The 13,997-nt window shown below is 41.4% G+C and carries 12 protein-coding genes, 1 rRNA gene and 1 pseudogene; 11 read left to right on the forward strand and 3 right to left on the reverse strand.

Going from position 1 to position 13,997, the window contains the following annotated elements; translation table 11 throughout:
• Together rrf and AC3WLU_RS21550 are read left to right on the forward strand one after the other, a co-directional pair.
• Nucleotides 1-77: ribosomal RNA gene (rrf, locus tag AC3WLU_RS21545) — 5S ribosomal RNA — on the forward strand; the annotation flags it as partial.
• Nucleotides 78-240: 163 nt separating this feature from the next.
• Nucleotides 241-1,092, forward strand: coding sequence for a tyrosine-type recombinase/integrase (locus AC3WLU_RS21550; protein ID WP_057277192.1), 852 nt, complete (start codon nucleotides 241-243; stop codon nucleotides 1,090-1,092).
• Nucleotides 1,093-1,371: 279 nt separating this feature from the next.
• Here AC3WLU_RS21550 and AC3WLU_RS21555 read toward each other — a convergent pair whose 3' ends face one another.
• Nucleotides 1,372-1,611: a hypothetical protein gene (locus AC3WLU_RS21555; RefSeq protein ID WP_098865472.1), complete on the reverse strand. Its 240-nt coding sequence runs from the start codon at nucleotides 1,609-1,611 to the stop codon at nucleotides 1,372-1,374.
• A 571-nt stretch (nucleotides 1,612-2,182) separates the two neighbouring features.
• Between AC3WLU_RS21555 and AC3WLU_RS21560 the strand changes: the two are divergent.
• The 8 genes and pseudogenes from AC3WLU_RS21560 to AC3WLU_RS21595 all read left to right on the forward strand — a co-directional run.
• A pseudogene (locus tag AC3WLU_RS21560) lies at nucleotides 2,183-2,281 on the forward strand (recombinase family protein); the annotation flags it as partial.
• A gap of 507 nt (nucleotides 2,282-2,788) precedes the next feature.
• Nucleotides 2,789-4,387 carry a long-chain-fatty-acid--CoA ligase gene (locus AC3WLU_RS21565; protein ID WP_492597892.1) on the forward strand — a complete coding sequence of 533 codons (1,599 nt, stop codon included), beginning with the start codon at nucleotides 2,789-2,791 and terminating at the stop codon, nucleotides 4,385-4,387.
• Between the two features lie 84 nt (nucleotides 4,388-4,471).
• The gene (locus AC3WLU_RS21570; protein WP_053534627.1) at nucleotides 4,472-5,740 is read left to right on the forward strand and encodes an MFS transporter; all 1,269 of its coding nucleotides are present in this window, start codon (nucleotides 4,472-4,474) and stop codon (nucleotides 5,738-5,740) included.
• Nucleotides 5,741-5,835: 95 nt separating this feature from the next.
• Nucleotides 5,836-7,008 carry a thiolase family protein gene (locus AC3WLU_RS21575; RefSeq protein WP_063577780.1) on the forward strand — a complete coding sequence of 391 codons (1,173 nt, stop codon included), beginning with the start codon at nucleotides 5,836-5,838 and terminating at the stop codon, nucleotides 7,006-7,008.
• Between the two features lie 111 nt (nucleotides 7,009-7,119).
• On the forward strand, nucleotides 7,120-8,268 hold the full coding sequence (locus AC3WLU_RS21580) for an acyl-CoA dehydrogenase family protein (RefSeq protein ID WP_283930495.1): 1,149 nt from the start codon (nucleotides 7,120-7,122) through the stop codon (nucleotides 8,266-8,268).
• 70 nt (nucleotides 8,269-8,338) lie between these two features.
• A complete protein-coding gene (locus tag AC3WLU_RS21585; protein ID WP_492597893.1) occupies nucleotides 8,339-9,502 on the forward strand; it encodes a thiolase family protein in 1,164 nt (387 codons plus the stop codon).
• Nucleotides 9,503-9,588: 86 nt separating this feature from the next.
• On the forward strand, nucleotides 9,589-9,993 hold the full coding sequence (locus tag AC3WLU_RS21590) for a PaaI family thioesterase (RefSeq protein ID WP_145506131.1): 405 nt from the start codon (nucleotides 9,589-9,591) through the stop codon (nucleotides 9,991-9,993).
• A gap of 63 nt (nucleotides 9,994-10,056) precedes the next feature.
• On the forward strand, nucleotides 10,057-11,661 hold the full coding sequence (locus AC3WLU_RS21595; RefSeq protein ID WP_413004335.1) for a long-chain-fatty-acid--CoA ligase: 1,605 nt from the start codon (nucleotides 10,057-10,059) through the stop codon (nucleotides 11,659-11,661).
• Nucleotides 11,662-11,756: 95 nt separating this feature from the next.
• Here AC3WLU_RS21595 and AC3WLU_RS21600 read toward each other — a convergent pair whose 3' ends face one another.
• Together AC3WLU_RS21600 and AC3WLU_RS21605 are read right to left on the reverse strand one after the other, a co-directional pair.
• Nucleotides 11,757-12,299: a hypothetical protein gene (locus AC3WLU_RS21600; protein WP_492597894.1), complete on the reverse strand. Its 543-nt coding sequence runs from the start codon at nucleotides 12,297-12,299 to the stop codon at nucleotides 11,757-11,759.
• 29 nt (nucleotides 12,300-12,328) lie between these two features.
• Complete coding sequence (locus tag AC3WLU_RS21605) at nucleotides 12,329-12,520, reverse strand: hypothetical protein (protein WP_440438346.1); 192 nt, start codon at nucleotides 12,518-12,520, stop codon at nucleotides 12,329-12,331.
• Nucleotides 12,521-12,942: 422 nt separating this feature from the next.
• On the opposite strand from AC3WLU_RS21605, the gene AC3WLU_RS21610 reads away from it, so the two are divergent.
• Nucleotides 12,943-13,965: a LacI family DNA-binding transcriptional regulator gene (locus tag AC3WLU_RS21610; protein ID WP_323603719.1), complete on the forward strand. Its 1,023-nt coding sequence runs from the start codon at nucleotides 12,943-12,945 to the stop codon at nucleotides 13,963-13,965.
• The last annotated feature ends 32 nt before the right edge of the window (nucleotides 13,966-13,997 follow it).

The raw sequence follows: 13,997 nt of genomic DNA on the forward strand, positions 1-13,997 counted from the left end.
CCGAACACGGCAGTTAAGCTCTTCAGCGCCGATGGTAGTTGGGGGTTTCCCCCTGTGAGAGTAGGACGCCGCCAAGCAATGTTTATCACATCAATTAGGATTCATAAACCCGTATAAACAGGTTCAAATCCTATCTACGCATCTAAACCTTAGGATTATCCTAAGGTTTTTTTGTATAAATTCCACAATTCGTTGGAAAGGCTTATATTAATAGCATGATTTTGGTAGGGGGCTTCTCGAATGACCAGTAAAGAAGAAATCCTGGACAATAAACAAATTCTTCATTCTTTTGCGAAATGGTTAATGGGTCAAAATAAATCCGATGGTACGATTAAAACCTATGTTGGAGTCATCTCCCAGTTTCTTCAATGGTTTAAAGATGAGGCGGAAGAGATAGAAAAATTCCACGTCCAAACCTATTTAGACGATATGGAACAGTCAAACAAGAGTGGAGGAACGATTGAAAAACATTATTCAGCCATTACCATGTTTTCAAGGTTCCTTGATAAACCCGAAATCGTCCTCAACATCGATCGTAAAGCAAAGGAAAAGAAAGAAGATCCGCCAAAAGCCCTGAACATGCTTGAGCAAGCTGCTCTCCTAAAAGAAATCGAGGCCTCTGGGCATTTCAGGAATATTGCTATTGTCTACACAATGATTCATACGGGTATCCGGGTGTCCGAACTTTGTGATTTGAACCATAGTGACATTCAAAAAGAGGGAGAAAGGCAATATATCCTCATTCGGGATTCAAAAGGTGATATAGACAGGAAGATTCCACTCTCCATGACTGCTAGTGAAAAGATCAAGGCATACAAGGAATTTTTAAATATGGAAACGGAAGCCATCTTCATATCCAGTGTGAATCAACGCATAACGCCAAGGTCCGTGCAATATATGTTGACTAAATATAATACGACTCCCCATAGGCTGCGGAATACGTTTTGCCAAACATTAATCGATAAGGGGATAGACCTTCAAACCGTTTCAAAATTGATGGGGCACAAAGATTTGAACATGACCAAACGTTATATAGGAGAAGGAAAAGAAGAATTGGAATCAGCCATTGAAAATACTTTTGATAATTTGTAGGATTGGGAATACTTAACGATATACAAGAAGTTTTCCTTCATTATATAAGTTCCAATAGCACGGGGAATTTAATGCTGATGATTTAAAAATAGCATTTCTTTTATAGTTGTAGGCCTTTTAAAGGACAGATTAAAATGACTAGGAATTTTTAAGGAGAAGATCTCTTTTGGTGAATGCCACCCAAAACAACCCTTTGGTAGCCAAGAGGGTTAATTAGAAGGAATTTATTCTTTACCTAGGGTAGACTAGAAAACATCATTGGACTTCTTATTCTACAATTTAGGGTTGCAGGGTAGTTTCTCTTAGTAGTTTCTCGGCTTCAATTATACAAGCACCCCTGTCATGTAGGTATTCAAGTGAGATACTCCTTTTTAATGCTGTTTGTTCAATTAATCTAATTTCATGCTGCATAGCACCAGACAAGATTCCATTTTCAATGTTCTTATTTATTTCATAATAAAATCCTGCCAATAATTCTAACGGTAATTCATCGTAAAGGGAACTTTTTTTGATCTTCATAAAGTACCTCCTCATTTTACAATAAAACTAGCATACATATTTGTAATAAAAACATAAGGGATTTAAAGGGGAGCTTTTAAGCTAGGGAAACCCTGAATTTGACCGAATACAGAGTTTTTTTTGTATTTGAATAATATGATTGATGAATCACTGTTTCCTATTTGGAAGAAGCTATTCTTTCTATGTACTGTTCCGGGTATTGGCCCCACCTACGCCAGATACTATGACGGCCACGCATGCCATCCAACCTATTATTATCATATAAGAAAGCGCTTACATTGTCAAGAATTTCATTTGGAAATTCGAGCAAAAACCTCTTGGTATGATAAAAGGATGACAGGCTGATAGGATGAAGGGGCTAAAATTAACAAAATCAGCAGATTTATTATTTTAATAATATCCAAAAAAGAAAATATTGTATTTCACAAAAATGGTTGAGCGCCGTTTAAAGCTAAAAAATTTCCGAAATGGTCTGTATAGCATTGTTACACCCGTTCGTAAAAGTTAGAAAAACATTTACGAACGCTTTTGATAGAATAAGAGAGAGAAAAATAGATGAAGGAGTAAAAAAATGGATGTCCGTAAATTTGGATACATAAGAGTGAGTAGCAAAGATCAAAATGAAGGACGACAACTTCAGGCCATGTTGGATAATGTTCTTAAAGAACGTATATCTAGATCTTTACAGGATGGTCCGATCGATTGAACCAGTTGTGTGGCTTTGATGATTCTTGGATTCAGCGGTGGCAAAATCAGTCTACGAACGCGCAAAATCTAAAAATCCAGGAATGGAAAGGGAGCTATAGATTTTTTATTTAACCGTAGGTCAATAAAATTCAAAAAGCCCATCCTTAGCTGGATGGGCTTTTCAATTTTATAATCCCCAAGCCTATAACACGATTTGTGAGTAGGTATAATCTATAATATGGTAAAAGTCAACTTTTCAATATCGTTAGTAAAGAGCTGAGTTTATATAAATTCAAAAATGAATTATGGGCATTTCGATGAATCCCCTACAGAAAGGCATTATTTGTGAATAAAATTCATTAATGAATTGACTGATGTTAATAATAAGCGATTTTACATTAAATTGGGTCTTGGCATGCTAGTTGCATAATAATAGTTATAAATCAAACATGCACGATATGAAATTCGTTTATGTGCGGAGGGATAAATGGTGCGAAAAACGATAAATAAACCATGGGAGCAATGGTATGTTGAAAGAATGAAATCTATGAAGCTACCGGAAATATCCGTCTATTCACTGCTTGATATAACAGCGAGTAAGTTTCCACACCATACAGCCATCATTTATGAAGACCAGTCCATGGATTATAAGAATCTAAAAATGCAGGTAGACAAACTTGCAGGTAAATGGAGAGAAATGGGCTTTGTTAAAGGTGAACGGATTGGACTGATGATGGCCAACCACCCTTATTTCATAATCAGTTATTATGCTGCACAGGCACTGGGTCTGTTGGTTGTACAAATTAATCCCATGTATAAACCGCGGGAACTATTGCAAATATTAATAGACTCGGATACCAAGAATATTGTATTTGACCAAACGGCCGCAAATACAATCAAAGAAACGAAGGCGATATATGAATTTGATGTATGCATTGATACGGAAAATGATCAAAATGGCTCCTATTCCCTTAAAACGATGATTGAAACAGGGGATGCGATTAAGAAGCCCGTAGTGATAATCCCTCATGAAGATAAGGCAGTCATCCAATATACTGGCGGCACCACTGGGAAGATGAAGGGTGTCATGCTTACTCACCATAATTTAACCTCCAATGTCGTGCAGAGCTTTGAAATGTATGGTGATTCCCTGAAACCTGGTGAAGAAATCGTTTTGGCAGCTACGCCTCTTTACCATGTTTATGCCATGACGAGCGCAATGAATCTAGGTATCTATATTGGAGCTGCCATCCTCTTATTTCCTAAATTTGAACTTGAAGATGTACTTGCAAAAATAAAAAAGTACCGTCCGACTTTCTTTCCGGGAGTTCCAAAGATGTATAACGCTTTCGTCAATCATCCAGGAATTGAAAACTATGGACTGGATTGTTTAAAAAGTTGTTCTTGTGGATCGGCGCCCCTGCCGGTTGAAGTAATAAAGCGATTTGAGGGGCTGACCGGTGCCAAAATCGGAGAGGGTTTCGGTTTGTCTGAGGCTTCACCTTCCACTCATCGTAATCCGCCTTTCGGAAAAAGGAAAATAGGAAGCATTGGCATCCCTTTTCCAGGCACGGACTGTATGATCATTGACGATGAAAATAATGAAGTGCCTAACACATGCGTCGGGGAGTTGCTCATAAAAGGCCCGCAAATCATGAAGGGTTATTGGAATAACGAAGCCGAAACCAAAAAGGCCTTGCAGAATGATTGGCTATATACTGGCGATCTTGCTGTGATGGATGACGAAGGATATTTCTATATCGTCGGCAGGAAAAAAGAAATGATCATCGTCGGCGGATTCAATATTTACCCGCAGGAGGTAGAAGGGGTTCTGTACGAACATCCGGCCATTAAAGAAGCAGCTGTGGTCGGCATCCCACATAAAGAAAAAGGAGAAATAGTGAAAGCATTCATCGTACCTAAAGAAAGCGCTTCCGTGGATCTTGAAGAAATAGAAGGATATTGCTATTCCCAATTGACGCCGTATAAAGTACCAAAAGTATTTGAATTAAGAAATGAACTTCCGCGTAATACAGTGGGTAAACTATTAAAAAGATTGTTAGTTAAGGAGGAATTAGAAAAGGGTTGAAAGTGGGGGAGTGTGATTTCAACCATCTAAGTTGAACCTTACGTTGGTTGGTAAGCCATTGTAAACAAAAGAGGAGGGATTCATATGCGTTGGGTTGTTCTCATTCTATTATTCTTTGGAGCCGTCATCAATTTTGCAGATAAATCGATCGTGGGCCTCGCAGCTGTTCCCATCATGAAGGAATTCAATCTTACCTATGCAGAGTGGGGCCTTGTTGGAAGCAGTTATTATTGGCTTTACCCAGTAACAGGGATTTTTGGGGCAGCATGGGCTGATCGGCTGGGGGCTAAAAAAGTGCTGGGGTTCATCATGCTGACATGGACCGTTTTGCAATTCGGCGTTTTAGCCATCACCGCTCTTCCATTATTAATTCTATACAGGATTTTACTTGGCGCATTCGAAGGGCCTTATAGCCCAATTGCTTACAGTCATGCCGATAAGTGGTTTCCGCCGAAGCTGAAAGGTTTTGCCAATTCGGTTGTTGTTGGCGGAGGGACCGTTGGCGCGATGATCGTGGCACCGATCCTCGTATCCTTAATTACGATATTCGGCTGGAAGGTTGCCTTTGCCGCCCTTGGTGCAGCAAGCCTTGTTTGGTTCTTCCTCTTTCAATTTTTAACAAAGGAAAATCCAGTTGAAGTATACGAAAACGTCCAAAAGAAAAAGAAACAAAAACTGGAAAAAATAAAAGTGAAAGACTTTTTGCTGCTACTAGCCTCACCAACTGCTTTGTTTACTACGCTCGCTTATTTTTCAACGTATATTTTAGTAGTTTGGTTTTCCGTTTGGCTCCCGATTTATTTAGTGGAAGCCGTAAAAATGACTCCAGGTCAAATGGGAACCAGCGTTGCGATAATCGGAGTCGTTTCCGTATGTATTTATATGGGTGTTTCGATGGCGTCAGATCATTTATTCAAGAAGAATCAGAATTGGCGATCATCAAGGGTATTCGTCGTTGCGGGCGCCATGATTCTTGGTGCATTGTTCTTTTCCTCAATCATGATATTTCAAAATCCAATCTGGGTGATAGTCGCCATGTGTTTAGCAAAGGGTCTTACATACGCCATTTTACCAATTGGACCAACAATCATGATCAATGAAATGCAGGAGCGGGGAGGATTGATGACAAGCATCTTAACATCATCAGGAAATCTAGCGGGCATTATTGCACCTCTATTAACTGGCTATATCATAAGTCTAGCTGGAGGAAATCAACTATTGGGTTATAACCTATCGATATTGTTCATGGCGATCCTTGTCCTGGCTTTTGGCATCCTGTTTGCGATATTCGTTAAACCGGCCGGGAAACTTAAAAATAAAAGTTCGGATAACTTTGACCTTAAGTCCTCATAAGCAGGGTCGAACCTGCTTACATTCAATGAAACTAGTGAAGAGAAGGAATGCCTTCAAATAATGGCGTGAATAAAAGGAAAAGGAGCGGATTGGACATGAATAGAGAAGCCGTCATAGTTTCTGCAGTTCGAACAGCAATTGGAAAACAGGGAGGTGCACTTGCATCTGTTCCTGCCCACGTATTTGGAGCAGAAGTGATGAAAGAAGCCTTGAAACGAGCGAATCTAGAACCTCGTATGGTAGATGATGTAATCATGGGGAATGTGTTAAGCGGGGGTGGAAACATTGCCAGGTTAACTGCACTGGAAACAGGCCTCTCGATTCATCTTCCGGGTCTGACTGTCGACCGACAATGCGGCTCGGGAATAAATGCTGTCAACTTGGCTGCACAAGCGATCCGGGCTGGCGAAGGCGATGTCTATATCGCCGGTGGGGTCGAGAGCATGAGCAGGGCGCCATACTTGATGGACCGACCGGAAAAACCATACAGTGCAAAGCCGCCGCAGTTCAGAAAGTCCAGGTTGTCTCCTAAAGAGATTGGCGATCCCCCGATGGGAATCACGGCTGAAAACTTAGCGGGAAAATATGAGGTCAGCAGGGAAGAACAAGATGCCTTTGCTCTACAAAGTCAAAAAAATATGGCCAGAGCCGTGGAAGAGGGCCGGTTCAATGAACAAATTGTGCCTATCCACATTCCCGTCAGAAAAGGTGACGATATCGAATTTAAATTGGATGAACATCCTCGACCGCAAATAACGAAAGAAGGGCTAGCCAAATTATCGCCTGCATTTCTGGAAGGCGGGTCCGTGACTGCAGGCAATAGTTCGGGATTGAATGATGCCGCATCAGCATTGGTCATCATGTCGAGGGAAAAAGCGGTGGAATTGGGGATTAAGCCTTTAGCGACGATCAGGGCACAGGCAGTTGCAGGGGTAGATCCAAATTATATGGGAATAGGACCTGTTCCCGCTATAAGAAAGGTAATGGAGAAATCAGGACTTTCCTTAAATGAAATGGACATCATTGAGTTTAATGAAGCATTCGCCGCTCAAGTCATTGCTTGTAATCGGGAGCTTGATATGAATCTAGCAAAAGTGAATGTGAACGGGGGAGCCATTGCACATGGACACCCACTTGGTGCGACGGGTGCCATCCTCATTACGAAAGCGGTTCATGAATTGAAGCGTTCTGCCGGAAGGTTCGCCCTTATTACAGCTTGCATTGGAGGCGGACAGGGAATTGCTACGATAATTGAACGTGAAGGCTGATTTTATATGTGTGTTTACAAAAAAACAATCAATTTAGCACAGCATTCAGACCTAAATGCCCTACTTGTCGATGGCTACTATACATGAACAGAACTAAGGAGGAATAAACTCATGACAATCACTTTAACCAAGGAAATGCAGCAAATGAAGGAAATGATCCGTAATTTTGTTGAAAGGGAAGTGGAGCCCTTCGCCATACAAATTGAAGAAGAAGATGCCATCCCAGAGCATTTGGTGGAAAAAGCGAAAGACCTTGGCTTATTCGGGATAAGCATTCCCGAACAATACGGTGGAATTGGCTTAAATGCGGTGGGAAAGGCTACCGTTTTAGAGCAGTTAGGAAGGACCCATAATGGTTTCGTTTCATTAATAAGCGCTCACACCGGGATTGGCAGTACAGGTCTGGTTAAGCTGGCATCCGAGCATTTGAAAAATAAATACTTGCCTGAAATGGCAGCAGGCACGAAAATTGGCGCCTTTGCTTTATCTGAACCCGGAGCGGGATCGGATGCAACCAATTTGGCAACGAATGCAGAAAAGAAGGGTGATTACTGGGTGATGAACGGGACGAAACATTTCATCACGAATGGGCCGATAGCTGATGTTTATACCGTATTCGCTTTAACGGATAAAGATAAAGGGGCAAAGGGAGGGATTACCGCTTTTTTAGTGGAAAGAGACTTTCCTGGTTTGACTGTCGGCAAAAAGGACAAAAAAATGGGATTAAGAGGATCATATACCTCACAGGTCATTTTTGAAGATTGTATCATACCTGAAGAAAATGTAATCGGCGAAGTTGGAATGGGATATATTTCTGCACTTAAAATTTTAGGTGAAGGGCGAGTAGGATTGGCTGCAAGAGCAGTGGGTTCAAGCGGAAAATTAATTGAATTATCAGCTAAATATGCCAAAGAGCGCATCCAATTCGGTAAACCGATCGCTGACAACCAAGCGATTCAATGGATGCTTGCTGATATGGCAACCGAAACGGAAGCCGCAAGAGCATTGACGATGATGGCGGCACAAAAGATTGATGAAGGAAAAAAAGTGATCAAGGAAGCTTCAATGGCCAAACTGTTCGCTTCTGACGTTTTTAATCGGGTGGCGGATAAAGCGGTACAAATTCATGGCGGGATGGGATATATGGCTGAATATCCAGTAGAACGTTTTTATCGGGATGCCCGAATAACGAAAATCTATGAAGGAACGAATGAAATCCAACGTTTAATCATTGCAAGAAATGTCTTGGAAGAGTGCTGAATGTTTACTGTTTTATTCGGGCAGGTAGTCTTTTGCCCAAGTATCCGGAATTTCAAGGGGGAGGAACGAAATGGGAGAAGATATCGTGATCGTGAGTGCTGTTCGAACACCAATTGGTAGGTACGGTGGAGCATTTAAAGAGATTAGTTCCGGTCATTTGGCTAGCATTGCCATTAAAGAAGCGATCAAGCGGGCAAATATTGCAGCGGAACAAGTGGATGAAGTCATTTTCGGGGAGGTTAGGCAAACGACCGAATCCTCGAATGTCGCGAGGGTGGCAGCATTGCGATCAGGGATTCCCGATTCTGCACCGGCTTTTACGGTAAACCGGTTATGTGCATCTGGAATGCAAGCCATCACCTCAGCAGCACAGCAGATAAGCTCAGGTCAAGCAAATATAGTCGTTGCCGGGGGTACGGAAAGCATGAGCCGGGCACCGCTTTATTTAAGAAGTGCCCGTTTCGGGGGAGACAGGACCCAACTAGTTGATTCTAATACTGAAGCTGGGCAGCAGCCCCAAGAAATTTATGGGAAAAGTTTGGGGATGGGAATCACCGCTGAAAATGTCGCACAACGATACAACATTTCCAGGGAAGAACAGGATGCCTTTTCAGTGGAAAGTCAACGAAAAGCGGCGCAAGCTATGGAAGAAGGTAGGTTCAAGGATGAAATCGTTCCTGTCCAGGTCTCTGAAAGGAAGAGTACGGTTATTATTGAAACGGATGAATATCCACGCCCTGACACCACAATGGAAAAGCTTGCAAGCTTAAAACCGGCATTCAGGGAAAACGGAACCGTCACTGCCGGTAATGCTTGTGGTCGTAATGACGGGGCGACTGCATTGGTGTTAATGAAGGCCAGTGAAGCGGAACGGTTGCAAGTACAGCCGATCGCAAAGATCGTCGATTGGGCGACTATGGGAATTGGTCCAGTACCAGCCGTTGGAAAACTTATGGAGCGCACCGGGAAAAAAGTTGAAGAAATTGGGCTTTTCGAATTAAATGAAGCGTTCGCTTCACAAGCATTGGCAGTAATTAGGGATTTATCGCTAGATGAAAACAAGGTGAATGTAAATGGAGGAGCCATTGCACTTGGGCACCCAGTCGGATCGACGGGCGCAAGGATCGTGACAACGCTAATACATGAACTGATTCGTAGGAAAGAAAAATATGGAGTTGCTACACTTTGTGTAGGCGGCGGCCAGGGAATGGCGATCATGATTGAAACGATATAGTCTAACGATAAAGGAGCGGAAACCCTATACGTTTCTGCTCCTTTCCGTATATAATTTGAATCGCGCATAAGTGAGGGGGAGGAAGATTGCCTGTTGAAGTGGGGGATATTCGGAATCAATTCGAAAGTAGTGCATTCTTTTCGCATATTGGGTTTGAAATCATTCGGTTTGAAGAAGGAAATGTAACGATAAAGCTTAACATTGAAGAACATTTACTTAATGTCAATGGAACACTGCACGGGGGCATTCATGCCACCATGCTGGATACCATCCTAGGAATGGTGACTCGTTCCGTTACCAAATCTAAAGTCGTGACGACAAGTTTAACAGTACATTATTTAGCTAGCATATCAAGCGGGGAACTCTTTGCGGAAGCAAAAGTCCTGCAAAAAGGATACAAAATTGCCTTTACTGAGGGAGAAATAAAAGATGCTGAAGGCAACATCATTGCTAAGGGCACAGGGATTTTTAAAATCATTCGCGATAAATGAGGCAAGGATGATCAAATTGGCTGACAAGTGACTATGCTCCATTTTAATAGTAAAAAATGAGGTGTGAAAAAATTGACTAGAACTTGGCATCGATTTTATCCGAAAGATACCCCAGCAGAAATTGACATTCCAGTATTGTCCTTATATGGACTCCTTGAACGTTCAGCCCGACTTTACCCAACCTGCAAGGCCGTAATAGATGGGGATCGGGAAATGACATATATGGAATTAAAGGATGCCGCAGATCGTTTTGCTGTGAATTTAGACAACCGTGGATTTCAAAAAGACGATCGTATAGCAATCATGCTGCCAAATTGTCTAGAATATATCATTGCCTATTATGCCACCCATCGTTTGGGAGGTATGGTCGTTCAAGTGAACCCACTGTATAAGTCGAGTGAATTGGACTATATATTACGGGATTCCGGAGCCAATTGGTTCATTGGGCGGGAGGTACAACGGGAAATATTAGCGCTAACAAGTTTTTCTGAAAGGTTAACGTTCATATCTGCCGAGCAATTAATGGAAACTGGAACGGATTTATCAAGGAAAGATAAGGAACTTCCTGTTCTTGACATCGACCCAAAGGAAGCTGTGGCTGTTCTTCAATATACAGGGGGAACTACAGGGAAATCAAAAGGGGTCATGCTCACGCATTTTAATTTGATCGCGAATGTATTTCAAGATTTTGCTTTCACGGCTAATGCCCTTCAACTCCAAAGTCCTGGCGAACGGATGCTTGGATTGACCCCATTATTCCATGTCTTTGGTAATGGACGATTGAATAGTGCCATATATGCCGGATCAACATATATCACATTAGAGAAATTTGAAATAAATAAGGTGGTAGATTTGATTCGAACACATCGGCCAACCATTTTTCCTGGTGTCCCGACCATGTATATTGCTTTATTGAATCACCCGGATTTGACGGCGGACGATTTATGCTGCTTTAAGTACTGCAGCTGTGGTTCTGCGCCGCTCCCGATAGAAATCATTCAACAGTTCGAAAAAAAATTACGGATTACAATATTAGAAGGATTCGGGATGTCGGAAACTTCCCCCACTACACACCGTAATCCAGTCATAGGACAGCAAAAACAAGGAAGTATCGGAATTCCATATCCAAATACCGATGCTAAAATCGTCGATTTGAAAACAGGCGTTGATGAATTGCAAGCAGGAGAAAGAGGCGAACTGATCATTAAAGGTCCGCAAGTAATGAAGGGATATTGGGAAAATCCAGAGGAAACCGCAACAGCTTTGCGGGATGGATGGCTTTACACTGGGGATATCGCGACGATGGATGAAGAGGGATATTTCTATATCGTAGGCAGGAAGAAAGATATGATCATTGCAAGCGGTTATAATGTATATCCAATCGAAGTAGAAGATATTATTTATCAGCATCCAGCCGTGAAAGAGACATGTGTATATGGAGTACCGGATTCATACCGTGGGGAAACGGTAAAAGCGGCTATAGTTTTAAAGAAAGGCAAGTCAGTCACGGAGCAGGAAATCAGAGAGTTTTGCGTGCAGCGACTTGCCAGATATAAAGTGCCGCGAAGTTTTGAGTTCAGGGAGCAATTGCCAAAATCAGCTGTCGGGAAAATATTGCGCAGAATTTTAATGGAGGAAGCACAGAGCCCTACTGCCGGAGGGAGATAAGCATAGCGGTTATCGTAAGGGAGCTCAGATGAAACCCTAAATAAGGGAAACCTTTATTCGAGGTTCCCCTTATTTAGGGTTTATAGACGATGAATCTACTTTCCTTTTAGGGGAATTTCAAATGAAGTCCCATCCACCAATAATTCATGAGACTCACCGTCCGCTATATCATCGGTAGTGAATGAAAAGGAATCGAGCCGATCTAATTTTGCCTCTGGATCAACTAATAAACCAATTGTGCCTTTTCTCAATTCTCCTGGTTGGTAATCTGATCGACTTACTTTTTTTGTCCCCATAAAAGTATCCCCGGAATGGATGAAATTTTTAGAAGGCACATCATATGTAAGATCATCATTGAAAGTAACATTTTCCATGCTGAAGAACTGAAGTTCCTTCGAATCTTTATTTTCAACAGAATAAGTTATCTCTAGATAAGAAACCTCTTCATCGATATCCGTTTTAGACAACACCGCCCGTTGATCGATTTCCTCCATGGATAAATTCTCTTTATAATATATCGAATAGGCCTCTTCAAAACTCAATCCCGTATAGGACTTGAGTCCCTCTTTTGCTTCATCTGTGAGTGAAGATAATTGAATCCTGCGGATATCCTTGACTGTGATGACCATCGGTGCCAATTCAAAAGCCTCATTAATAGACTTCGTTTCTAGTAATCTGAAGGTTCCCCATTTTTTTGGCGAACCTTATCCCCGACTTTTTCAAGATGGATCCCGCCATATTCATCAACCTCAGGAATTTTGGATTCCTTGGCTTCCGCATTTTCCCCTTTTTCAGTTTTATCACTCTTGAAATAATTTAAGGCAATCACACTTAAACAAATAAGCAATAATCCAACCATTGCTGAAATGATCCAACTTTTACGAATACTTCATCACTCCTTGTCTTAAACCATTGATGTCAAAGAATAATATACCATTTTTTTTGCAAAAGAAGGAAAGGGGAGTGCCTGAAGGTCCATCTTGTGCGGATTAACTTAACCCATTATAACAATAAAAAAAAGAATGAAAGTTAAGGGGCTAAGTGGAAAAAGGAAGTAACCTAGAAAAGGTAAAAAAGACGTGAAAGTAAATCATCCAAGTGACTAAAATTCCATGTAACCGCATACAAAAAAACTTGCTATTACACAAACAACCTGGTAATCTAATTTCAAGAATAATCTAAACGTTTACATTTTAAATGTAATTAATTTTTTGATTTTTACTTGTTTTATACACATTTTTTTAAAAAAATCTAAACGTTTACATTTTGAGGTGTTAAAAGATGGAGTCAAAGCCAAATATTCAGGATGTTGCAAACCTTGCAAACGTTTCTATTGCAACTGTATCCCGGGTCATTAATAACCAAGGAGGCGTTCGGAAAGTAACGGAAGAGCGTATTCTAAAGGCCATTGAGGAACTGGGCTATATTCGCAGTGCTGCAGCAAGGACAATGAAGCGAAAAGAAACGAATACAATCGGGGTCATTGTACCTGATATTATGAACCCGTTCTTTCCGCTTGTTATGGCAGGGATTGAACAAAAAGCTCGTGAAAAAGAATACTTTACTATTTTAAGCAGTACAAATGAATCCCCAAAAATCGAGGAAGAGATTGTGAGAAATTTTATTGAGCGAGGTGTGGATGGTGTGATTATCACTACGGCCAATGAAGATGGTGAGCACCTAAAACTGCTTGAAGAACAGGAAATTCCTGTAGTAGCAGTTGATCGAAGCATCAAAAAATTTGAAGTGGATACTGTTCTTGTTGATAACAAGAAGGGGGCCTATCAGGCTGTCCAGCAATTGATTCTTCAGGGGCATGAAAAGATAGCGATTATATGCGGTCCACAGAACACGACCCCTGGGCTAGAACGGTTCTTGGGTTATAAACATGCCCTAGATGACTATAACATTGAATTGGATGAACGATATGTCATTAATGGAGATTTCGGAGAGCAAAGTGGCTATCAGTGTACTGAAAAGCTGTTTGAGCTTGATGATAGGCCAACTGCTATTTTTTCTTCCAACAATATGATGACTATCGGCTGTATGAAAGCGCTGGCCGATTTAAACTGGAGGCTTGGCCGCGAGGTGTCATTTATAGGTTTTGATGATGTGGATATAGCGACATTTTTGAGCCCGAAACTTAGTGTAGTTGCAAGGCCAATGAATGCTATAGGAGAGATTGCCTTTATGCTTTTGCATGAGCGGATTTGTTTCAAAGGAGAGCTTCCGAAGCGGGAGTATCTATTGTCTCCAGAGCTTAAAATCAGGGATTCTTGCCGGTCAGTGGATCATACATTCTGATTATATGAAAAGGGGACTAGGAGTTTAACCCA

Source organism: Peribacillus sp. FW305-BF15, assembly GCF_058783805.1.

Coding starts and splice junctions, on each gene's coding strand:
- AC3WLU_RS21610 (WP_323603719.1), top strand. CDS start 12,943: ATGGAGTCAAAGCCAAATATTCAGGATGTTGCAAACCTTGCAAACGTT.
- AC3WLU_RS21605 (WP_440438346.1), bottom strand. CDS start 12,520: ATGGTTGGATTATTGCTTATTTGTTTAAGTGTGATTGCCTTAAATTAT.
- AC3WLU_RS21585 (WP_492597893.1), top strand. CDS start 8,339: ATGGGAGAAGATATCGTGATCGTGAGTGCTGTTCGAACACCAATTGGT.
- AC3WLU_RS21550 (WP_057277192.1), top strand. CDS start 241: ATGACCAGTAAAGAAGAAATCCTGGACAATAAACAAATTCTTCATTCT.
- AC3WLU_RS21580 (WP_283930495.1), top strand. CDS start 7,120: ATGACAATCACTTTAACCAAGGAAATGCAGCAAATGAAGGAAATGATC.
- AC3WLU_RS21570 (WP_053534627.1), top strand. CDS start 4,472: ATGCGTTGGGTTGTTCTCATTCTATTATTCTTTGGAGCCGTCATCAAT.
- AC3WLU_RS21575 (WP_063577780.1), top strand. CDS start 5,836: ATGAATAGAGAAGCCGTCATAGTTTCTGCAGTTCGAACAGCAATTGGA.
- AC3WLU_RS21555 (WP_098865472.1), bottom strand. CDS start 1,611: ATGAAGATCAAAAAAAGTTCCCTTTACGATGAATTACCGTTAGAATTA.